General features: G+C 68.6%; 21 protein-coding genes. 3 read left to right on the top strand and 18 right to left on the bottom strand.

Features of this window, described 5'->3' with window-relative positions:
- Nucleotides 1-192 precede the first annotated feature (192 nt).
- From yajC to VEG08_02225, 6 genes are all read right to left on the bottom strand, one after another.
- Nucleotides 193-501: a preprotein translocase subunit YajC gene (gene yajC / locus VEG08_02250; GenBank protein ID HXZ26799.1), complete on the bottom strand. Its 309-nt coding sequence runs from the start codon at nucleotides 499-501 to the stop codon at nucleotides 193-195.
- 199 nt (nucleotides 502-700) lie between these two features.
- Nucleotides 701-1,867 carry a tRNA guanosine(34) transglycosylase Tgt gene (tgt, locus tag VEG08_02245; protein HXZ26798.1) on the bottom strand — a complete coding sequence of 389 codons (1,167 nt, stop codon included), beginning with the start codon at nucleotides 1,865-1,867 and terminating at the stop codon, nucleotides 701-703.
- A 15-nt stretch (nucleotides 1,868-1,882) separates the two neighbouring features.
- Nucleotides 1,883-2,386 carry a hypothetical protein gene (locus VEG08_02240; protein HXZ26797.1) on the bottom strand — a complete coding sequence of 168 codons (504 nt, stop codon included), beginning with the start codon at nucleotides 2,384-2,386 and terminating at the stop codon, nucleotides 1,883-1,885.
- Between the two features lie 108 nt (nucleotides 2,387-2,494).
- Nucleotides 2,495-2,884 carry a hotdog domain-containing protein gene (locus VEG08_02235; protein HXZ26796.1) on the bottom strand — a complete coding sequence of 130 codons (390 nt, stop codon included), beginning with the start codon at nucleotides 2,882-2,884 and terminating at the stop codon, nucleotides 2,495-2,497.
- A gap of 99 nt (nucleotides 2,885-2,983) precedes the next feature.
- Nucleotides 2,984-3,682: a CADD family putative folate metabolism protein gene (locus tag VEG08_02230; GenBank protein HXZ26795.1), complete on the bottom strand. Its 699-nt coding sequence runs from the start codon at nucleotides 3,680-3,682 to the stop codon at nucleotides 2,984-2,986.
- 369 nt (nucleotides 3,683-4,051) lie between these two features.
- Complete coding sequence (locus VEG08_02225) at nucleotides 4,052-4,570, bottom strand: hypothetical protein (protein HXZ26794.1); 519 nt, start codon at nucleotides 4,568-4,570, stop codon at nucleotides 4,052-4,054.
- 146 nt (nucleotides 4,571-4,716) lie between these two features.
- Here VEG08_02225 and mnmG point away from each other — a divergent pair, with 146 nt between their 5' ends.
- Nucleotides 4,717-6,795 (top strand): tRNA uridine-5-carboxymethylaminomethyl(34) synthesis enzyme MnmG, encoded by a 2,079-nt coding sequence (mnmG, locus tag VEG08_02220; protein ID HXZ26793.1) that lies wholly within the window; start codon nucleotides 4,717-4,719, stop codon nucleotides 6,793-6,795.
- Between the two features lie 96 nt (nucleotides 6,796-6,891).
- Here the strand turns inward: mnmG and VEG08_02215 are convergent, their stop codons facing one another.
- A complete protein-coding gene (locus VEG08_02215; GenBank protein HXZ26792.1) occupies nucleotides 6,892-7,539 on the bottom strand; it encodes a hypothetical protein in 648 nt (215 codons plus the stop codon).
- 333 nt (nucleotides 7,540-7,872) lie between these two features.
- Between VEG08_02215 and VEG08_02210 the strand changes: the two genes are divergently transcribed.
- On the top strand, nucleotides 7,873-9,168 hold the full coding sequence (locus VEG08_02210; protein ID HXZ26791.1) for a di-heme oxidoredictase family protein: 1,296 nt from the start codon (nucleotides 7,873-7,875) through the stop codon (nucleotides 9,166-9,168).
- A gap of 80 nt (nucleotides 9,169-9,248) precedes the next feature.
- Nucleotides 9,249-9,950 (top strand): hypothetical protein, encoded by a 702-nt coding sequence (locus VEG08_02205; protein HXZ26790.1) that lies wholly within the window; start codon nucleotides 9,249-9,251, stop codon nucleotides 9,948-9,950.
- Between the two features lie 186 nt (nucleotides 9,951-10,136).
- On the opposite strand, the gene VEG08_02200 is transcribed toward VEG08_02205, so the two are convergent.
- The 11 genes from VEG08_02200 to VEG08_02150 form a co-directional block, all read right to left on the bottom strand.
- Nucleotides 10,137-10,466 carry a hypothetical protein gene (locus VEG08_02200; GenBank protein HXZ26789.1) on the bottom strand — a complete coding sequence of 110 codons (330 nt, stop codon included), beginning with the start codon at nucleotides 10,464-10,466 and terminating at the stop codon, nucleotides 10,137-10,139.
- Complete coding sequence (locus VEG08_02195; protein ID HXZ26788.1) at nucleotides 10,459-10,962, bottom strand: RNA polymerase sigma factor; 504 nt, start codon at nucleotides 10,960-10,962, stop codon at nucleotides 10,459-10,461. Before VEG08_02195 ends, VEG08_02200 begins: the two co-directional genes overlap by 8 nt.
- Nucleotides 10,963-10,994: 32 nt before the next feature.
- Nucleotides 10,995-11,459 (bottom strand): hypothetical protein, encoded by a 465-nt coding sequence (locus VEG08_02190; GenBank protein HXZ26787.1) that lies wholly within the window; start codon nucleotides 11,457-11,459, stop codon nucleotides 10,995-10,997.
- Between the two features lie 54 nt (nucleotides 11,460-11,513).
- Nucleotides 11,514-13,502 (bottom strand): serine hydrolase domain-containing protein, encoded by a 1,989-nt coding sequence (locus tag VEG08_02185; GenBank protein ID HXZ26786.1) that lies wholly within the window; start codon nucleotides 13,500-13,502, stop codon nucleotides 11,514-11,516.
- Between the two features lie 184 nt (nucleotides 13,503-13,686).
- Nucleotides 13,687-16,380 (bottom strand): protein kinase, encoded by a 2,694-nt coding sequence (locus VEG08_02180; GenBank protein HXZ26785.1) that lies wholly within the window; start codon nucleotides 16,378-16,380, stop codon nucleotides 13,687-13,689.
- A gap of 461 nt (nucleotides 16,381-16,841) precedes the next feature.
- Nucleotides 16,842-17,414 carry a hypothetical protein gene (locus VEG08_02175; GenBank protein ID HXZ26784.1) on the bottom strand — a complete coding sequence of 191 codons (573 nt, stop codon included), beginning with the start codon at nucleotides 17,412-17,414 and terminating at the stop codon, nucleotides 16,842-16,844.
- Nucleotides 17,415-17,601: 187 nt separating this feature from the next.
- Nucleotides 17,602-17,988 carry a VOC family protein gene (locus tag VEG08_02170; GenBank protein HXZ26783.1) on the bottom strand — a complete coding sequence of 129 codons (387 nt, stop codon included), beginning with the start codon at nucleotides 17,986-17,988 and terminating at the stop codon, nucleotides 17,602-17,604.
- 124 nt (nucleotides 17,989-18,112) lie between these two features.
- A complete protein-coding gene (locus VEG08_02165) occupies nucleotides 18,113-18,640 on the bottom strand; it encodes a DUF4199 domain-containing protein (protein ID HXZ26782.1) in 528 nt (175 codons plus the stop codon).
- 126 nt (nucleotides 18,641-18,766) lie between these two features.
- On the bottom strand, nucleotides 18,767-19,210 hold the full coding sequence (locus VEG08_02160) for a response regulator transcription factor (GenBank protein ID HXZ26781.1): 444 nt from the start codon (nucleotides 19,208-19,210) through the stop codon (nucleotides 18,767-18,769).
- Nucleotides 19,211-19,279: 69 nt separating this feature from the next.
- Nucleotides 19,280-20,851 (bottom strand): hypothetical protein, encoded by a 1,572-nt coding sequence (locus VEG08_02155; GenBank protein HXZ26780.1) that lies wholly within the window; start codon nucleotides 20,849-20,851, stop codon nucleotides 19,280-19,282.
- Nucleotides 20,848-21,159, bottom strand: a complete 312-nt coding sequence (locus tag VEG08_02150; GenBank protein HXZ26779.1) for a helix-turn-helix transcriptional regulator — start codon at nucleotides 21,157-21,159, stop codon at nucleotides 20,848-20,850. Before VEG08_02150 ends, VEG08_02155 begins: the two co-directional genes overlap by 4 nt.
- Between the last annotated feature and the right edge of the window lie 440 nt (nucleotides 21,160-21,599).

Genomic DNA, 21,599 nt, shown 5'->3' with positions numbered 1-21,599 from the left:
AGGTGGGTGCCGCCCTTCAGGTCCAGACCCAGGTGGATGCGCTGCTGCAGGGCGTCGAGCAGGCCCTGCCGGCTCCACTGCTGCGGCCATCCCAGGATGCCGTAGACGAAGGCCAGCAGCACCGCCAGGATCAGGATCGCTCGGGCCCACAGGTTCTTTTTCATGATCGCGTTCCGCCCGCGGCTTCCGCCGTCAGGACTTGCTCTCCTCCGGAGGATTGACGGAGACCACCGCCGATTTCACCACTTCCAGCCGCAGGTTGTCCGGGGGGACGCGCAGGTGCACGCAGTCGTCGCGCAGCGCGATGACGGTTCCCCGCACCCCGCCGCTGGTCACCACCCGGTCGCCGGTCTTGAGCGCCTCCAGCATCTGCTGCCACTTCTTCTGCTTGCGCTGCTGCGGCAGGATCAGCAGGAAATAGAAGATGACGAAGATCAGCACCAGGGGCAGCAGCGCCACCAGGCTCGAGCCCCCGGCCTGCAGCCACGCTGCCGATCCCACGTCCGAACTGATCCAAGAATGCAAGGTGTTTGTTGGGCGCCCGTCTCGCGGACGGTGACCGTCTCATTTCCGGGCGCGCGGGGATGCCTGAATTTGCCTGCGGGATGCTGCTGTGAACCGCTTCTGGCCCGGGGCCTTCCCTGTCTCCCGTTTCTATGGGAATCCCAGGGTACTCCGGGCTCTCCGGCGCACTTCCAGCCTACGAAGCGCTGGACTGCGGGGAGCGGACACCGGAAGGGAATCCTGCGAAATCCCCAAGTTCAATAGAATGCCGTACCGCCCGCATGGTGTCAAGGTAATACGCCAGGTTGTGCAGGCTGTTGAGAAGCCCCGCCAGGGCCTCGTTCGAGGCATACAGGTGGCGCAGGTAGGCGCGCGAGTAGCGCGCGCACACCCGGCAGCCGCAGCGCGGGTCCAGCGGGCCGTCGTCCTGGGCGTAGCGCGCCTGCTTGATCGAGATCCGCCCCTCCGAGGTGTACAGCAGGCCGTGGCGCGCCGCCCGCGTGGGCAGCACGCAGTCCATCATGTCCACGCCCAGGCGCGCGTACGCCACGATCTCTTCCGGCGTGCCCACGCCCATGAGATAGCGCGGCTGGTCCGCGGGCAGATGCTCGAGCGTGGCCGCGACCATTTCCTGGGTGAGATGACGCGGCTCGCCCACGCTCAGCCCGCCGATGGCGTAGCCGTCGAAGCCCCGCTCGACCGTGCGCTGCGCCGATTCCCGCCGCAATTCCGCGTGCATCCCTCCCTGCACGATGCCGAACAACAACTGCCTTCCTGCTGACGTCTGACGTCCGACGTCTGACGTCTGACCCCAGGGAACCTCGCCGCAGTGCTCCTCGAAGTACCGTTTGCACCGCCCCGCCCAGCGCAGCGTCAGCTCCATCGACTCGCGCGCGCGCTTCTCGTCCGCGGGATGCTCGGTGCACTCGTCGAAGGCCATGATCACGTCCGCGCCCAGCGCGATCTGCGCCCCGGTCGCGCTCTCCGGGGTGAAAAAATGCGAAGACCCGTCCAGGTGGGAGCGGAACTCCACGCCCTCCTCGCTCACCTTGCGCAATGCGTTCAGGCTGAAGACCTGGAAGCCGCCGGAATCGGTGAGCAGCGCCCGCTCCCATCCCATGAAGCGGTGCAGCCCGCCCAGCCGGCGCACCGTCTCCGTCCCCGGCCGCAGGTAGAGGTGATAGGTGTTGGCCAGCACCAGCTCGGCGCCCAGCTCCTCCAGGGTCTCCTGGGGGACGCCTTTGACCGTGCCCGCCGTGCCCACCGGCATGAACACGGGAGTGCGGACGGGTCCGTGGGCGGTGAGCAGCGTGCCCGCGCGCGCCGCCCCGCAGCGCGCCTCGATCTGGAACCACGCGGTCATCCTGACGGGATTCTATCAGCGCGGGCGCCGCCGCTCGGGCACGTGGGGCGGCCCTTCTTCGGCCAGGCGGCGCTCCGGCAGCACCTCGCGCAGCGCCCACTCGATGCGCTCCACCGCCTCGCCCACTTGCCGCACCGCCTGCTCGCTGGAAGGATGGCTCACGTTGTGGTAGGCGATCACCTGCAGCGAATTGCGGATGTGGTGGTTCATCTCCGCGATGGTCTCCATGTGGCGCAGGGTCTCGCGGTGGTGGCGGCGGGCGTCGGCCAGTACCTTGAACAGGAGCAGTCCGGCCAGCGCCGCCACCAGGGCGTCGGCCGCCAGCATGGTGCGGAAGGGCAGCACCTGGTCCACCACCAGCCAGTCCAGCCACTCGCCCAGGCTGAAGATCAGCAGGGCCGCGCCCGCCGCGATGATCCCGAACTCCATGCGCGAGGCGCGCAGCAGCCACGACTTCCGCGCCCGCACGGCGTCGGCGGCGCCGGGCAGAGGAGGCTCGGGCTGGGCGGCTCCGGCCATTCACGGGGAAGCATGGACGCGGGCACGCCCGGAGTCAAGGAATCGTGTGGGGGCGGATCTCCGATCCGCCCAAACCGCCCGGGCAAACTCCTAACTCCAAACTCCTAACTACTTCCCTTCCACCCGGGCCATGAACCGGGGCAGATGCACCATGGCGCGCGTGACCGTGCCCCGCCCGATCTCCTGCTTCTCGTCCCAGGCGCGCACCCGCATCACGTAGAACCTCCCGTCGAAGGACTCCAGCACGCCCTCCGCTTTCACCGTCGCCCCGATGCCGGTGGCGGCGCGGTGCTCCACGTGGATAGCGGTGCCCACGTTCATCTCCCCGGCCTCGTGAAAGGGTAGCAGCGCCTGGAAGCACGCCGTCTCCATCAGCCGGATCATGTCCGGGGTGGAGTAGATGGGCGGCAGCATGGGATGGTGGAACTGCAGGGTGTGCTTGAGTTGGACGACCTCTTCGACTTGCGCCTTGGTTCCCAGCGGCACCGGCTTGGCCATAGCCGCTCTTTTCTAAATGAACGGCGGCCAAAAAACAAACAGGCGCGGCCTCGGCCGCGCCCTTCCAGAAACTGGAAACGAGAAACTAGAAACTATTCTTCACGCCGCGCGCCGCGCCAGCCGTCCGCGCTCGATGCCGTCCAGCGCCTGCCACAGCGCCTGCGCGCACTCCTCCGTGGCCGCAAGCGCCCGCTCCGCCTGCTCGGGATGCTCGGCCACCAGCGCCTCGATCTCGTCGCGCCACACCTGGGCGTGGTAGATGTCGGCCATGGTGTGCAGGTCGAAGTAGGCGCAGGTCTTGCGGTCGGCCTCGTAGAATTCGCGCAGCCCCTTGGCCTTCTCCTTGGCCACCCGCGGCACCTGCGACTCGTAGGCGTAGAAGGCGGCCAGGGCCGCGACCACCGGCTCCTCCGCCGCCATCCGCCGGAAGGTGCGGATGAGCTGCTCGACCTCGGGCAGCGGCCGGCGGCCGCGCACCTGCTCGCGCTCCGCGCCCATGCCTTCGGCGAAGTCCAGCCACAGCTCCGCGTGCGAGCGCGTGTCGGGGGAGTCGATTCCCTCCTCGTCGCACAGGTTGTGCAGGACGCGCCGCCGCAGTTCGCCCTCCTCCAGGCGCGCGTGCAGCGCGCTCAGGTAGGTGGGGAAGGCGGCCACGTGGTAGTAGTAGTCGGCGGCGTACTCGCGCAGGTCGGCGGCGCTCAGCTCGCCCGCCGCCCACGCCTTATAGAAAGGATGGCAGAGCAGATCGTGCCGCGCGATGCGGGATTGGACCTCTTCCCAGAATCTCTGCAGGTTCATGGCGGTGCCCTCGTGGATTTTTTGAGACCCCACTCCTGTGCCAGCAGCATACACGATGCTCCGGCTCCGGCACCAACCCTGCTCTTCTTCTACTCCAGCGCCGCCGCCCGCGCTGTGACCCATGCCGCGCTTGTGGGTGACCCACGCCTCTCCCCGCGGTGACCCCGCCGGCTCGTGAGGGGGGCGGATCTTCGATCCGCTGGGAACAGTGTGGCACAGCCGCCCCGGCTGTGCCGGCCCGCAGGGCCGGTTGACAATAGCCCAGGACGCGGCGCGCGCAGCGCGCCAGTCCTGGGATAGCGTGGCAGAAGAAACCCGCGCGCGACCGACCCGCGAGCGCCAGCGAGCCGCGAAGGAGCGCGCCCGCCGCTAGCTCGTGCCCCCGCCTTCCTTGCACTGCTCCTGGGTCGCCTTCTGCACGAAGTCGCCCAGCTCTCCCTTGGCCTGCTTCTTCAGCAAATCCTCCAGCGCCGCCGAGGTCGCCTTGGGATCCTGCTTGAGGATGGCCTGGTAGGCCTTGAGCGCGCTGGTCACCCCGGCCAGGTTCACGGCGGCATCATCCTTGGCCTTCTCCGGGTGCTCGATGACGAACGCCCCCAGCGCCAGCGCGTAGTCGCCGAAGAGAGCGGCCTCGTACTTGGAGTGGGAGCCGATCAGTCCGCCCAAGGGCGCCGGACACAGCGAGACGTCGATGTCGGGCACGTCGCTGATCCACTTGAGGGCCCAGCGCACGTCCGCCTTCAGCGCCGGGTCCAGCGGGTTGGCCTCCACCTTGTGCGCCACCTGAACGAAGCGCGCGCGCTCCTCCGGCGTGGAGGGCCCGCGCTGCTGCTGCGCCGCCGCGGCCGCGCACATCACCATGAGCAACAGCCCGGCGGCGGGTTTCAACCATGCTCTCATCGTTCGCTCCCTGATTCCGCGCATCCTAGCCCCGCTGCTCACCGCGGTCAAGGTCACAAGTCCCTGTGATTGCTAGAATAGTGGCTCGGGTTGCGCCGGCCGACGGCCGAAGGCCGACGACCGATGGCTTCTCAATGGCCTTCACCGAACAATACGACGTCGTCGTCGTGGGCGCCGGGCATGCCGGCTGCGAAGCCGCGCTAGCCGCCGCCCGCCTGGGCCTGCGCACCGCCCTGTTCACCCTCAACACCGACCTGATCGCGCAGATGTCCTGCAACCCGGCCGTCGGCGGCATCGCCAAGGGCCACCTCGTGCGCGAGGTGGACGCCCTGGGCGGCGTGATGGGCGAGGTCACCGACGCCGTCGGCATCCAGTTCCGCCTGCTCAACACCTCGCGCGGCCCCGCCGTCTGGTCCCCGCGCGCGCAATGCGACAAGCAGGCCTACCGCCTCAAGATGCGCGAGGTCTTGGAATCGCAGGCGAACCTGCACGTGAAGCAGGCGGAAGTCTCGGACCTGATCGTGGAGCAGACGTCCGACGCCAGACCTCAGACGTCAGCAGCGGAAGGCGAACGACTAACGACCAACGACCAACGACGTGTTTGCCGAGGGATCAAGTTGCGGGATGGGAGGACCGTCCGCGCCGCCGCCGTCATCCTCACCACCGGAACCTTCTTGAACGGCCTCATCCACTGCGGCGAGCAGACCTATCCCGCCGGGCGCTCGGGCGAGCCCCCGGCGCAACTCCTGGGCGAAGCGCTCAAGCTCCTGGGCCTGCGCGGCTGCCGGTTGAAGACGGGCACGCCGCCGCGCCTCGACGGGCGCACCATCGACTGGGCAGCCTTCCAGGTGCAGCCCGGCGACCCCGACCCCACACCGTTCTCCTTCCGCACCCGCCGCGTCGCCCACCACGACTCCCAGGTGCCCTGCTACATCGCCTTCACCACCCCGGAGACCCGCCGCATCATCCAGGAGAACGTGCATCGTTCTCCGATGTATTCCGGGCAGATCCAGTCCATCGGCCCGCGCTACTGCCCCTCCATCGAAGACAAGATCGTCAAGTTCCCCCACCACGAGCAGCACCAGATCTTCCTCGAGCCCGAGGGCTTGCACACCCACGAGATCTACGTCAACGGCATGAGTACCTCGCTGCCCATCGAGGTGCAACTGGCGATGGTGCACTCCGTCCCCGGGTTGGAGCGCGCGGAGATGCTGCGCCCCGGTTACGCCATCGAGTACGACTCCATCGACCCCACCGAACTCGCGCGCACGCTCGAGACCAAGCAGATCGCCGGGCTCTACCTGGCCGGGCAGATCAACGGCACCTCCGGCTACGAGGAGGCCGCCTGCCAGGGAATCATGGCCGGGATCAACGCCGCGCTGGCGGTGAAGGGCGAGCCGCCGTTGGTGCTCGACCGCACCGAGGCCTACACCGCCATCCTCATCGACGATCTCATCAGCAAGGGCACCAACGAGCCCTACCGCATGTTCACCTCGCGCGCCGAGTTCCGCCTGCACCTGCGCTGCGACAACGCCGACCGCCGCCTCACCCCGCACGGCCGCCGCGTCGGCCTGATCCCGGACGCCGCCTGGCGCGACTACCTCGGCAAGCAGCAGCGCGCCGACTCCCTGCGCGCCTGGCTGGAATCCACCCGCGTCAGCTCCGACATGCTGGAGAAGATCGAGAACGTTTTGACTTGTCATCCTGAGCGGAGCGAGGCGCAGCCGGGCGCAGTCGAAGGACCGCTATCGCAAGCGCGAAGCTTCGGGAATGCCAACGGTCTGACCCTGGCGCAGCTCCTCAAGCGGCCGGAGGTCTCCATCGAGCACCTGGTTCCGCTGCTGCGCGCCGCGCTGCCGGGTTTCGCTGACCACTGGCCACTGGCCACTGACCACCTGTCCTCCCAGGTCCGCAACGAGCTGCGCGCCGTCGAGACCGAGATCAAGTACTCCGGCTACCTGGCCCAGCAGGAGCGCGCCATCGAGCGTCTGAAAAAGGCGGAGCAGCGCCCCATCCCCGGCTGGTTCGACTACGCCGCGGTCAGCGGCCTCTCCCGCGAAATGAAGGAGAAGCTGACGCGCGTCCGCCCCCAAACCCTGGCCCAGGCCTCGCGCATCCCCGGCGTCACTCCCGCCGCCGTCAGCCTCATCCACGTGTACATCGAGATCCAGTCTCGCCGCCGCGACCCCAGCGCGTCCCTCTCCGCAGACTGAGTCGTGTGGCCCAGCCGACTCGGCTGGGCCTCCTTCGTGTCCTTCGTGGTAAAGGGTTTTTCCGCGAAGATCCGCGTGGATCCGCGGCGAGGAAGTTCACCCGCGCTCGAAGGCGTGCTTCTTCTCCAGTTCCTCGAGCGCGAGCTGCAGCGCCGACTTCATGGCCTGGGCCTCGCCCAGCAGCTTCTCCGTGGCCGCCGCCTGCTCGCCTTGCAAGCGCAGCCAGCCTTCCTCCGCCAGCCCCCGCGTCAGCTCCAGCAGGTGTGCGGCGGAGGTGTCGACGAAGACCGCGTCGGCGGGATCGGCCATCCAGGCCCGCGCCCCGGCGCCACCGCGCGCCGCCGTCCAATAGACCTTCTGCAGGAGCATGCGGCGGACGGCCTCGTCCTCCGCCGGCTCGAAGAGGAGCTGCTGCCGCCGGAAGTCGTAGTGGCGGCTGGAGAGCGGCACCGGCTGCCGCTTCCCAGACTTCAGCATCTCCAGTTGGTGGGTGTCCAGGTCCTTGCGCACGGCGTTCACCGCCACCGGGCTCGCATGCTCGGGCACCAGCGAGGGCAGGGCTTCCTTGAGGGTCCGGGTCAGGTTCACCGAGACGTCGGCGTGCAACCCGCTGCCGTCGGCCAGCCACGCCCGCCCGTGCAGGATGGTCCAGTCGCTGCCCGCCTCCGACGCCCGCATGGGCCACTGCCATTCGAACCACAGCGGCAGCCCCGCCAGCGTCACGTAGATGCTCTCGTCGGCCATCTTCCCGCGTCCTGACCCGCGCCCGGGTGAGCTCTGATTCTATAGCGGACGGGCGCCACCGCAAGAATCCGGGCATGTCCGCCCGGCCATGGCCGGTCGCCGCTGGCCCTTCGTAGCATTGACTCCTTGGGGTGCCCCGGCTTAAATGTGCGCCACATTGCAACGCTCCTCTGCGTCGTCTGGTGCGGGGTACACCGCCGGCGCATTCGTCACCTGCAACCTCTTCAACCGGTAGGAACCCTCGCGCGTCGCGGCGCCGCTCCGCAGGATCGGTCCGCGAGACACCAGCTTGTGCCGGAGCCCGGTTCCTGGCCCCGGCCGGAGGAGACCTCAGTGAACAGCAAGCGACTTGGGCGCATTCCCCTTTTCCTGGCGGTCCTGGCGGCCCTGGTGGTCGCCCTCTCCGCCCAGAATTCCACCTTGAGCGAAGCCCCCGCCGGCTTCACCACCCCCACCGGCTGTCCCACCACCAATCTGCCCCCGGGCATCGGCGCCTGCTCCAATAACGGCCTCACCGACACCGCCACCTTTGCCGAAGACCAGGGCACCTTCGAGGAGCAGGACGACATCGCCCACGGCCTGGGGCCGGTGTACAACGACAAATCCTGCTCCAACTGCCACCAGAACCCGGTGACCGGCGGCATCAGCCAGATCACCGAGTTCCGCGCCGGCCATCGGGATTCCAGCGGGCACTTCGTCGCCGCCACCGTCAGCATCAACGACGGCCTCGACCGGATCGCCAACCGCTCCCTCATCAACGACCGCGCCATCTGCCCGCAGGCCGCCGAACGCAAGTCGGGGGCGGACAACATCACCACCTTCCGCACCTCGCTCAACGTCCTGGGCGACGGCTTCGTGGAAGCCATCGACAGCAACACCCTCTTCCAAATCGCGCAGCAGCAGGCCCGGCAGACGGGCGGGCGCATCGCCGGCGAGTTCATCCAGGTGCCGGTGCTGGAGGCCCCCGGGCAGGTGCGCGGCGGGCGCTTCGGCTGGAAGAACCAGATGTCCAGCCTGTTGTCCTTCTCCAGTGATGCCTACCTGAACGAAATGGGCATCACCAACCGCCTCAACCCGGTGGACTCCACCAACGTCTGCAAGACTACCAGTGATCCCGAGGACCAGACCGGCGCCGATGGTCTGGCCGACATCGACCGCTTCGCGGAGTTCATGCGGGCCACCAACGTGCCCCCGCGCGACACCGTCCTGGCGGCCACTCCCGACGCCCAGGCCGGCCAGCAGATCTTCCAGCAGATCGGCTGCGCTCTCTGCCACGTCACCGCCATCGCCACCGCGCCTGCGGGCACGGTCATCAACGGCGGCGCCTTCACCGTGCCCGCCGCGCTGGGCAACAAGGTCATCCATCCCTTCTCGGATTTCCTGTTGCACAACGTGGGCACCGGCGACGGCATCGTGCAGAACGGCCCCGCGGATACCGCCAACAAGATGCGCACCGCTCCCCTGTGGGGAGTGCGCACCCGCGACCGCCTGATGCACGATGGCGAGTCTCTCACCCGCAATGACGCCATCCTGCGCCACGGCGGCGAGGCCACCTTCGTCATCAACAACTACCGCAACCTGAGCACGGCGCAGAAGAACCAGCTCGTCACCTTCCTCAACAGTTTGTAAGGCCCGCGGCAACGCGGGAATCCTGGGGCCCGCCCGTTTACCCCACGGGCGGGCTTCATAAGAAGCGAGGGAGGATCGTGATGGGACGCCGGTGGCTCTTGCTTCTCTGCGCCGGCCTGCTGCTGGGCGCGACGGCCTGCAGCCGCCGGCCCGCCACCCCCGCCAAGGTGGAGGCCGCCATCCCGGCGCAGCCGGCAAGTGCACCCGCCGTGCCGCCTCCGGCGCCGCCGCTTGCCGCCCTGGCTCCGCCCACTCCTCAGGAAGTGCGCCAGACCCTGGCCCGCCTCTACGAGGGCAACCTGCTGCCGGAGAGCGCCGCCTCTCCCGCCTTCCTGCTGGGCGACTTCAACGGCGACGGCAGCCCTGACCTGGTGGTCCTTGCCCGCCCCGCTCCCGGCCGGCTCGCCCGACTCAACAGCGATCTGGCCAACTGGATCCTGGAAGACCCCCAGACCATCTTCGTTCCCGACCCGCGCCGGGGGGTGCAGCCGCTGCCGCCCAAGCCCAGGCCTGCGCGCGTGCGTCCCGGGGAGGCGCTGCTGGTGGTGGTGCACGGCGAGGGCGCCGCGGGCTGGCGCGACCCCCAGGCCCGCCAGACCTATCTGCTGTGCGATGCCGTCGGCCCCGCCCTGGCCCGCCAAGCCAAGGGAGATCTGGGCGCGCCCCGCCCCGGCGCTCCACCTCGGCCACGCCTGCTCGGCGACGTGATCCTGGAGCGGCTCGATGGCCGCCCTGGCTTCCTCTTCTGGACCGGCGGCCACTACGCGTGGCACCCGGAGTAAGGGCCGCCTGTGCCGCTCCGTGGGGGCGCCACTGGTGAGCCCGGAGCCTCAGCACTGGGAAGGCGCTTGCGACGAGGGACCCGAGTCCCCCGGGGACGGCACCCACGAGGCCGGCAGGGCCGATTGCAAATGGCGTAGGAAGGCGCACCCGGCGCAACCTCCGGAAAAGGCCCCGCATCTCCTGTCTCAGCGCCCGCTGACGGCCGACCAGAGCAGGGCGACCGAGGCTACCGTCGCCGTCACCACCACCATCCCCGCCGGCACCGCCAGCCACAGCCAGGCTCGCGGCAACGACAGGTGTTGCCCGTAGACCGCCCACACCGCTGCCGCCAGTTCCAGGCAGACCAGCGCCGCCACCAGCCGCATGATGGTGAAGGGCCGCTCGATCCTCTGCTTCTGTTCGTACTTCTTCAGGACCTGCGCCCGCCACCAGATCAGGTTGGGGCTGGGCAGGGCGGGCGGGTGCTCCTCCGCCATGCGCTTCATCAGCGAATCGAACTTGGGATCGTCACTCATGCCAGCCTGCTCTCCGCAGCAGTTCCTTGGCCTTCTCGCGCGCCCGGAAGACCATCACGCGCACGCTTTTTTCTTTGACTCCCAGGACCGCGCCGATCTCGCGGTGGCTGAGCTCTTCCACGTGCGCCAGCCACAGCACCGCGCGCTCCTGCGCGCTCAGCCGCTCCAGCACCGCGGCCATGTCCACGGGCAAGTTGGCCTCGGGATGAAAGCTCTCGGCGGCCGGGTTCTCCTCCCACCACTCCTGCTCGAGCTTGGCCTTGCGCCAGCGGTCGCGCAGGATGTTGGTGGCGGTGGTGTAGAGATAGTTGCGGGCGTGCGCCTCTTCCATCGCCGCAAGCCGGAGCATGCGGATGTAGGCCTCCTGCAGGACCTCGTCCGCGGTCGCGGGATCGCGGCTGAGCCGGCACAGGTAGCCGTGCAGCTTGCGTGACGTCCGCAGGTAGAAAGCCTCGAACTCTCCCTGGCTCATGCTCTCGGCTCTCGTCTCGGTCATGGCGAGTCGCTCGATGCTCGCAGCGAACGTCATCATTCCGACGGCTCCGTCTTGATCTTCTTGGCGATCCGGTAGCAGACCACGGCCGAAACCAGGAAGCCCATGCCCAGCATGGTGATTACCAGGCCGGCGCCCCAGATGAAATGGCTGACCTCCCGCGCCTGGATGGCGCTGATGCACAGCGCCGGCCCCGCTAGCAGCAAGACGATGCCCAGCCGCACCGAGTTCAGGATGGAACTGCGCGGGCTGCCGCCCTGTTCGGAGAGGCTCAGCACGTACTTCTGCCCCGCCGGCGATTGCAGGAACTCGGCGAAGTCATGCGCCGAAGTGAACTTCTCCAACAGGTGTTTCTGCATCTGCATCTGTTGCCGCCGCTTCAGGGCGGCGTTCACCAGCGAGATCCCCCACGCCAGAAATGCGACCACGACGACGGAGGTCGCAATGCTCTCCACCAGCGCCTGATACGCGAATCGCTCGTAGCCTACTGGAAGCTGCATCGTTCCCACCTCCAACCCGTATACGGCTGGAGGCCCCGCAGGGTTAACGGCAGCCTAATACCGCAGGCTCCAATCCAGCAGGTGGCCCGCCAGCACGATCCACGCATACCCGGCGCAGGCCAGCAGCAGCAGGGTGTGATAGAGGCGCGTCCACCACCAGGCGCCGGCGCGCCGCCACGCTGCCAGCGCCGCCACCAGCGGGACCACCCCGGCCACCAGCCCCACCAGGCTCATCCCCTGCAGGAAGTGCAGCCAGCCGTCGCTCCGGGCGCTGAGCACGTCCAGGTCCCCGAAGCCCTTGGCGATGAAGTAAGCCCAGCCCGCCAGCACCGCCAGTTGCAGCCCGCAGGCGGCGATCACCGCCGTACGCAGCGCGCGCCCGCCGCCGCTCAGTTCCAGCTTGCGCCCGTAGTGCCAGCGGACCAGCGCGGCGATCAGCCACAGCAGCAGCGCCAGGGCCAGCCCCACCAGCGTTCCCAGCAGCACCAGGCGCGCGAAGCCCTGGCCCTGGTACCAGGGCACGCCCTGGAAGACCACGATATCCACCCCCGTCACCAGGGTGTAGCGCCCGTCGCCCCCGCGCACGAAGGCGATCTGGTCCTGCCCGTCGGGATTGCGGTAGAGCAGCGGCGCGATCTCCTTCCAGCGGATGGGCTCGCCATTGGGCGCCTTCAGGTCGCCCGAGACCAGGGTGCCGTCGGCCTCGGCCGCGATCGTCACCTCGCCGGTGGCCAGGTAGGCCAGTTTCAGGATGCAGGTGTCGCAGCGCCGGCTGACCAGGTAATCGCCCGCCACCGCGCGCCCGTCCGCCGCGGCCGTGGCCGGCGCCGCCGCCGCCGGCGGGGTGTACGGGTAGTAGCGGTCCAGGAAGCGCCGCCACAGCACGCCGCGCGGCGAGAGATCCTCCTGCCGCCCCGCGCTGTTGTAGGAGACGAAGAAGCCCAGCTTCTGGTCCGGCATCAGGTGCAGGTCGCTGTGGAACCACTGGGTGTCGCCGCCGTGCCCGAAGATGCGGTGGCCGTTGCGGCTCTCCTCGTAGAAGCCCAGCGCCATGCCGGTCATCTGGGGATGGTCGGTGCGCTGGCGCGCGTGCATGAGTTGCGCCGTCTCCGGACGCAGGATCTGCGCCTCGCCCCAGCGCCCGTCGCCCAGGTGCGCCAGCATGAAGCGCGAGATGTCGTCGGCGGTCACCGCCATGCTCCCCGCCGGCGACGCCGGGATGAACTCGTAGTCCTTGGGCGCTTCGCTCCCCAGCTTGTAGCCCATCGACATCAGCGGCTGCAGCTCCTTGGGCAGCGGCTGCCGGAAGCTGGAGTGCTCCATCTGCAGCGGCTTCAGGATGTGCTCTTCCACGTACTGCTCGAAGGGCTCGCCCGAGACCCGCTGCACGATGTAGCCGGCCAGCGCCGCTCCGTAGTTGGAGTACGCCGGCACCGTCCCCGGCGGGAAGATGCGCGGCGGCACGTGCCCCTTGAGCCACGCTCCCAGCGGCTCGATGTGTGCCGCGTCCGTGCTGATCAGTTCTTTGTCGCCCTCGGCGAAGCCCGGGGTGTGGGTCATCAGGTGGCGCAGGGTGATGGGCTGCGGGTAGGTGGCCGGGATCTTGAAGTCCAGGTAGTCGTTGACGTCGCGGTCCAGGTCCAGCTTGCCCTGCTCCTGGAGCTGCATCACCGAGGTCCAGGTGAACAGCTTGGAGATGGAGCCCGGGCGGAAGAGCGTTCCCGCGGGTGAGACCGGGAGCTTCTTCTCGCGGTCGGCGTAGCCGTAGCCCTTCTCGAAGAGCACCTGGCCGTCCTTGACCACGCACACCACCGCCCCGGCGATGTTGCGGCGCTCCAGTTCCACCGGCACCACGCCGTCCAGGAAGGCTTCCAGGTCGGCGGCGGTCATGGCCGGAGGAGGCGCGGGGGTGGCCGTCGCGGCCGCCGGCTTCTCCTCGACGGAGCGCGGCTGCGTCTCCTTGGGGTGCTGCGCCACCCCGCTGTAGGAAGAAAGAAGAAGAAGGACCATCAGCAGAGGGCTTTTGGCGATGGGGATTCGCATAGCCGCGCCAGTCTGCGCGCCCGCCGTCGCGCTGTCAAGGAAGCCGGGACCGCGCCTCATGGTGCCCCACTCAAGCCCGCCTTTGGCTTGAGTGGGTGAAACGGCGATCGGGGTCATCGAATCATCGGGTCATTGGAAGACCAGCCGGGGTGCCCCCAGCGCGCTCTTGGCAGAGCGCGGGAACCTACTTCTCCGCTCCCAGGTCGCGGATCAGCACTCCATCCCAGCTATAACCCTGGCGCGCGATGGCGAATCGTTTGCCGTCCGGGGACCACCCGAAATCGCTGATCTGGTCGGTCTTGTAGTCGGTGACCTGCCGCGCCTTCCCGCCGCCGATCGGCTGGAACCACAGGTTGCTCACCGAGCCGGGCGTGGAGACGAAGTAGAGGCCGGAGTCGTCGGGCGCGAAGCGCAGCCGCCAGGCGTTACGCCACGACGGATCGGGCAGTTCGAACCGCGAGATCTCCTTGTGGCTGGCGGCGTCCAGGATGACGACAGCCGCCCTCTTCGTCTGCAGCGGGAACTCTAGATAGGCCATGCGCTTCCCGTCGTGCGCATAGGCCGGGTGGACAGAAGCGCCTTTGGGCCCGATCGCCTGGGGGGTTCCGCCGGCCGCCGGCACCATCGTCGCCGTGAGGCTGACCGCGTCGATGTAGGCTACCTCCTTCCCGTCCGGCGAGCAGGCGGGAGCGTAACCAAAACCGGCCAGGCGGCGCCGCGAGCCGCCGTCGGCGTCCATGATCCAGATCTCGGGTTCGGCGCCCGTTTCCGCCTGGATGTACGCGATCTGGGTGCCGCAAAGCGCCGGCATCCCCGCCAGCGCGTTGCTGATCAGCAAGGAGCGGCCGCTGCCGTCGGCGTTGGTGACGAACAGTTGGTGCTGCCAGCTCTCCTCCAGGAACCGCCCATCGGGCAGGATCGCGAATGCGTACCCGTCGCTCTTGGGCAGCTCCAGCGGGGAGAACGGACCCGCCACCGATGCTCCCACCGAGATCGTCGAGGTGCGCTCCTGCCGCACCGCCACGATCGCCTTGCCATCGGCCGATACGTGGGCCAACGAGTAGTTGGCCAGGTCCCGGGTGATCCGCTCGGGCGGGCCTTGGCCCATGGGCACGAACCAGAGCTGCGTGTCCTCCAACGACCGTTGCTCCGCCGCGACCACCAGGAAGCCCGAGCCGTCGGGCAGAAACTCCGCGCTGAAGGCTTGGATGGCAAGCGCCTTGTCCCACACCACCCGCCCGCTCTCCGCATCCAGCACCCGCAGCCGCGACACCGCCTCGTTCTTCGCCGGATACTGGATCGGAAACACGATGCGTTTGCTGTCCCCCGACCACGCCGCAGTCACGGTGAAACCTATATTCCCGATGGCTTCCTCGTAGAGCTTCCGTTCCTGGCTGCCATCGGCTGCCGACACGAACAGTTGTGTCATGCCGGCGGTCTGGTCGCTGCGGTAGTACGCGAAGCGTTTGCCATCCGGCGAGAGCACGGGCGTCTCGACCCCGCTCAGCACTAGCTGCGGCGTTCCCCCCAGCGACGGGATGGTGAACAGCCGGCAGGTTGTCGTGCTGTCCTGCAGCGCGTAGTAGATCGAATCGCCGTCGGCCGAGAAGTACAGCGCGCAGAGCGCTGTCGCCGCCGGCGGCACCACCTGGATCGTGCTCCCGGTCGACACCTGCTTCACCCACACCGATCGCAGGTCGCCCTCGCGGTGGTTGTAGGCCACGTAGCGCCCATCCCGCGAGATGGCGACGTCCACCGCTTTGCCGTCCTCGGTGAGGCGCTCCATGGAAATGTTCTGGAATGGGACCGGTGTCGGCCGGTTCACCAGCCGGTAGATCCCGATCGTCGCCGCCGCGATGACGACCACCACCGCCAGCACGCCTCCCAGCAGCGCGACCTTATGCCGCTTGGCCTGGGCCGCGATCACCGCGCTCGCCGAGGAAGCGGGAACGGTCGAGGTCGGTCCGGCCGGCGCCCCGGCCTGGCTTCCGGCCGTGCCGGCGACCGCCACCTTGGCCGACGAACCCGAGTCCCGCGCCAGCCGCTTCAGGTCGGTGCGCACCTCCGCCGCGCTCTGGTAGCGCAGGTCGCGTTCCTTCTCCAACGCTTTGCCGATGATCTCGTCCAGCTTGGCCGGCAGCGCCGCATTCGCCGCCGTCACCGGCGGCGGCGTCTTCTCCAGGATGGCGTGGAAGATCACCGCGCTGGTCGCCCCCTCGAAGGGCAGCCGCCCCGTGGCCATCTGGTACAGCACCGCGCCGAAGCTGAACACGTCGGTGCGCGCGTCCACTGCCTCGCCCCGCGCCTGCTCCGGCGACATGTAGGCCACCGTGCCCACCGTCGAGCCCGGGCTGGTCAGGTGCTCGGGAGCGTCCACGGTCGCGCCTTCGGAAGCGGCCGGCCCCTCCCCGCTGAGCTTGGCCAGACCGAAGTCCAGCACCTTGGCGCGTCCCCGCGCGGTCAGGAAGATGTTGGCCGGCTTGATGTCGCGGTGCACGATGCCCTTGCGGTGCGCGGCGTCGAGCGCGTCCGTCACCTGCATCCCCACGTCCAGCAGGACTTCCAGCGGAAGCGGCCGGCCCAGCAGCCGTTCGCTCAAGGGCCCGCCCTCCAGCAGTTCCATGGCGATGAACGGCTGGCCCTCGTGCTCTCCGATCTCGTAGACGGTGCAGATGCTCTCGTGGTTGAGCGCCGAGGCCGCCCGCGCTTCCTGGCGAAAGCGCTCCAGCGCCGGCCCTTGCTGCGATATCTCCCGGGGCAGGAATTTCAGCGCTACGTGCCGGCCCAGCTTCAGGTCCTCGGCTTCGTAGACCACACCCATGCCGCCGCTGCCCACCTCGCGCAGCACCCGGTAGTGCGATACCGTGGTTCCGATCAAGCCGTTCCCCCACTTCGCCTCGGTATCTTACGCCAGCGGCGGGGGCGCCGACGCGAAGAGGAGAAGAAGGCAGGCCCAGTCCCGGATGCCCCATCCGGAGCCTGCCTGAGCGCCGGGGAAGGCCGCAGGCCGCACCAAGAACCCTGGTGGATGGTGACCCTGAGCGAGCGCCGCGAAGTTCTTGGCGCGCCCCGGCTTGGGCGCGTCGCGGCGCGAGTCGAAGGACCTTGCGGTTCTCTTCCGCGCCGCCTGCGCTTGTTCAAGATGGAGGCGCAGACCGGATGCCCCACTCAAGCCTGTCTTTGGCTTGAGTGGGTGAGGAGATACCAGCGCCGAAGGGGCGCTTGACATTAGCCCAGGACGAAGCGCGCCCGGCGCGCGAGTCCTGGGTAAGCCGTGCCTGGCATCTCGCGCGCGACCGACCCGCGAGCGCCGCGAGCCGGGAGGGAGCGCGCGCCGCCCTACTGCCGCGCGATGTTGAACAGGGTGATCTTGTTGGAGGCGTCCGTCTGCACGTCCAGGAAACCGTCGGGCGTGACCGCCAGCTTCACCGCGGGAAAGATCTCGCCGCCCAGCGGCGTCCCGTCGGCCGCGAAGCGCAGGTGCACCACCGCCACCGGATGCTCCGCGGCGTTCGTCCCCCGCCACTCCTCCAGCCCCGAGGCTACGTGCTCCCCGATCACGATCAGGTCGCGGCCCTGCTGCCCCTGGCGCACGAACACCGCCTCGATCTTCCGCCCCGGCCGCCCCTCGATGTTGATGTAGCCTTTGCTCATCGAGCGCAGCATGGCCAGGCCGTCTTCGGGGTTCCGCTTGAAGGCCGCCAGCAGGCTCTGCTTCTCCGCCGCCGTGGTGTAGGCGGCGATGCGGATGCTGATGCGCCCGCTCGAGCCCGCCAGCCCCTCCGAGGCGATGGCGGTCGCGGTATAGACCTCCTGCTCGCCTTGTCCCCACGCCGTCGTCCCCAGCCACAGCCCCAGCGCCGCCAGCACCAGCGCCCACGCACCCAGCCGCTTGCTGATCCGGAATCTCATGGTCACTCCTCGCGGAGACAGGACTTCCCACTCGCTTGCGGGAGCCCCCGCAGCTTTCACCCTACGGCACACCGCCTCCCGGGCGGAACTAGCAATTCTCGTAGGGGCGGCCGGGGACTCCGGCCCAAGACCGCCCCTGCCGAGGCCTCACGAATCTGCCGGCAGGCACTCGACGGCGGCAAGACGCCTACTTGCTCGGCTGCCACAGCTCGATCTTGTTGCCGTCGGGATCGTAGATCCAGGCGAAGCGGCCGTAACTTTCGTCTTGCCGCTTCGGATCGATGCGGACGCGCTCTTTCGCCAGGCGGTCGAGCAGGGCTTCGAGGTCGTCGACGATGTAGTTCACCATGAACGCGGCTGGGCTGGGCTCGAAGTATGTGCTGGCGCCGGGGAAGATGCTCCACACGGTCATCTGCTCACTCTCCGGATTGTCTTTTTCACGCCACGGCAGCATGACCCCATGGCCGCTATCCGCGAGCCCGAGATGTTGGGCGTACCACTCCTTCATCTGTTGCTGATTCGCGGACTTGAAGAAGATCCCACCGATGCCGAGGATTCGGCCTGGCTGGCTCATGATCGTTTTCCTTTCTTGGGACGGCGGCAGGGCGATGCCGCTTCGGCTCCGGCCCTGCGCGCCTTCCTTCCCTCTTGTAATACGCGGACCCATGCGAGCCGATACCAGGCCGTCGCGGAAGCGACTACCGGCGCTGCTGCCTGCGCAGGAGCCCCGCCGACACCAGCGTGATCACCAGCCCCACCGGGAAAGGCTCCAGGAACGTCCAGCCGGCCCGGATCACCGGGTTCTGGTACATCTCCTTGGTCTTCGCCATCTCCGCCCTCTTCTGCTGCAGCACCGCTTCCGACGCCCCCGCCGCCTTCTCCTTCTCCAGGATGTGGGCGTTGTACTTGTCCAGGAAGTCGGTCATGGCGCTCCGGTTGGTGTCGTAGACGACCTCCCACGCCGCCACGTACATGGCGCTCGAGAGCAGCGTGATCAGGATGCCGACCTGAAAGGCCTTGCCGAAGCTGACCTGCCCCCCACCCACGTTGTCGCGATAGCTCTTGATCCCGAAGAAGACCAGCAGGAAGGAGAGCACGAGGGCCGTGTACCCCAGGTAGGTGGCCTTGTCGAAGCCCGTCTTGCCGATGAGGGCCATGTTGCATGCCATCAGCACCGAGGAGATCACCCCGGAGATCAGGCCGAAGGTGAGGACCGTCTTTTTCATGGTGAACCGCCTCCCAAGCGTGACGTTCGACGGCACCGTAGCGGCACCCCGGGGCGGATGTCGTCACCCTTTCGAATGATTTTCAGCGGCGGAGCGCAAGAATCATGCCTTGGGGTGAGGATTTCTTCAAGGAAGAAGGCGGTGTTCCTTCCCCAACTGCACCGCCTGGGTCCGCCGCCGGGCGCCCAGCTTGTCGAAGACCCGGCTGGAATGGGTCTTCACCGTGTTCTCGCTGACGAAGAGCTTGGCGGCGATCTCCCGGTTGCTCAGCCCGGCGGCGATGAGCTGCAGGATCTCCAGCTCCCGCGCCGTGATCTTCAGCTCCTCCAGCTTGGCTTGGTCGAGCTGGAACGGCTCGCCGGAGACGGGCACCTCTTTCAGCACGATGGTCTCTTGGGTCTTGGTCAGCTTCAGCCCCAGCCAGATGCCCAGCGCCGCGAACAGCGCAGCCACCAGCCCGCCATAGATCTCCAGCGAATGCTCCACCACCAGGAAGCGGTACTCCATCCACTTCAGCAGGGCGATGAGCACTCCGCCCACCAGGCCATAGAGGATTACCTGTCGCTTCATGGAAGTCGCCGGAGAGAGAGCTGGATTCTACCCCAGTTTGTCGGCGCTGAGGCCCACGCGGGAAGGATCTCAGTCCGCCGGCCGGGAGCTTGCGGGCCGCAGGGTCCGCGCCAGCAGCCACGCGCAGGCCACGCTGCCCAGCGCGATCACGCTCGACCACAGGTACGGTCTCGCTGCCGGGCTCCACGCCGCCTGCGGGATGGTCCACAGCTCAAGGAAGCCCAGCAGCACGCGCGGACTGCTGGCTCCCGCTCCGTTCAGGTACGCGGCGAAGCTCTGCGCGTAGGGATAGTAGGCCGCCGGCAGCAGCGCGCAGCTCGCCAGCAGCAAGGGCGGGGCATAGCGCAATCCCAGCCGCACCCAGCGCGCGCGCCGGCGTCCCGCGGCCCAGCCCGCCAGTGCCGCGGCCAGCGCCAGCAGCGACAGCGCGCCCAGCAGCGCCGCCCCCTGCACCAGCCAGGCGCTGCTGCGGGAGGAAGCTTCCGCCCTCTCCATGCGGCTGCGCATCACGTTCTTGCCCACCTCGGCTTGCAGTTGCGCCTCGTAGGCGACCGCCTCCCCTTCTTGCAGTCGCCCCTGCCGGACCAGCACCGGCTGCAGCCGCTGGAAGGAGAGCCTCTGCAGGTGCGCGGCCACCACCTGCTCCAGGTCGGTCTGCGCCCCCAGTTCCATGCGCTGCCCGAAGTGCGCCACCGCCCAGTAGTCTTCCGCCGCCTGCTCTAGCTGGCCGGCGCGCTCCGCCTTCTGGCCTTCGGTCAGTCGCTCCTGCGCGTAGTCCTGCAGGTCCTTGATCGACGGGATGGGCAGGCTGAAGAACATGGCCAGCGCGTCCAGCGGGCTGCCTCGCTTCCACCGCTTCATGACCTCGCGCTCCAGTTGCACACGCCGGGCGATGTAGTCGTCGTAGCGGGGAACGGCGAAGGCCCGGTCCATCAGCGGACGCCAGCGCGCGTCCCGCACCGCCGTCGGAGGAAAGGGGAAGGGCGAGGTCTCCTGCGCCGCCGCCAGGTACGGCACCGCGTTCTCCGGGTCCCAGCGCTCCACCTGCTGCAGCAGCTCTGGGTGCAGTCGTGGCTGGACGCCTTGCGCCTCGTGGCGCTCCACGAAGAAGAGGACCCAGGTCAGCCCAGGGTCGCGCGCCACCGCCCGCTCCGCCAGCCCCACTCCCTGCTCGCCCGGCAGGCGCATAGCGGCGAAAGCCATGGCCGGCGCGTCGCCGCGGCTCTCCGCCTCGCGTCCCAGCTTCTCCCACTGGACGGCGGCCGGCCGGCCGGGCGGCCAGCCGTTCTGCCAGGTGGAGAGGGTCACGCCCACGCCCTGCCGCATCTCGGGAAGGAAGAAGAGCGCGCCCGCGATCCCCAGGCAGAGCAGCGCCGCCTTCCAGGGCAGCGGCGGAGGAGGCCCCGCCGGCTCCGCCAGCGCCGGCTCCGTGGTCCGCGCCGGCCGCCGCAGCAGCCCCGAAAAGAACGCTCGCATCGCCACCATCACCCCTCCCAGCATCCACGACCAGGCCTGCTCGGGCGCGACCGCCTCCGCCTCCGCCAGGATGGCCTCGCCCCAGCCGCGCCGCTCGGCGGGGTAGAGCCGCGTCGCCCAACCGAGCACGCCCACCGCCAACTCTTTGCGCCACGCTGCCGTCATCCACGCTCTCCGAAGGCTGGCCGTAAGGCCCGGCGGCGGCCCGCCTGCGGCGCCAGCTCGCGCGCCCAGCGCTGGCCCGCGCCCGTCAGGCGGTAAAGGTGGCGCGGCGGTCGCCCCGGCGCCGCCGCCGCCTCCCAGCGCGTCTCCAGCAGGCGCTTCCCCGCCAGCCGCATCAGGATGGGATAGAGCGTCCCCGACTTCAGATTCGTCTCCCGCGACAGGTCGTAGCCGTAGCGCCACTCCGCCGCGCCTTCCAGCAGCGCCTCCACCACCACCCGCGTCTGCTTCGAGACCCGCACCGGCTTCATGGGGCATAACTCTACATATGTAGATACAGTTGGTCAAGCCTGGGCGGGTGTCCCACCCTTTGCCGGCCCGGAACGCAGGCGACGGGCGCTTGCGGCAGAGGGTGGGAGAAGCAAACTCCTTGCTGGGCTCTCCCCGGGACGCTCCTATCCCCAAGAAGTCCCGAAGGCACGACAGACGCCCCTGCCTCACCCTTCGCAACGAACGCGAAGGATGGGGCACCCAGGTCTCAAAAGATGGGCCACCCGCCCTGCGGGTCACGCCCTCTTCATCTGCAATTCTTCGGGTGCTTACCACCATCGCTCAACTGGGTGGCCTGAAAAAGGTGAGCAATTCGTCGGAAGTTTGCCTCCAGCTCCGGGTTGGGCGCTGCCCCCGCGACAATTTCACTGGCGCTTGGCTGGCCGTTAGCCTTGAGGTTCGGGTCGGCACCAAACGCCAA

Source organism: Terriglobales bacterium (assembly GCA_035624475.1).
In the GTDB taxonomy this organism is placed as follows: domain Bacteria; phylum Acidobacteriota; class Terriglobia; order Terriglobales; family Acidobacteriaceae; genus DASPRL01.
This window is presented reverse-complemented; position numbering and strand designations above follow the sequence as displayed.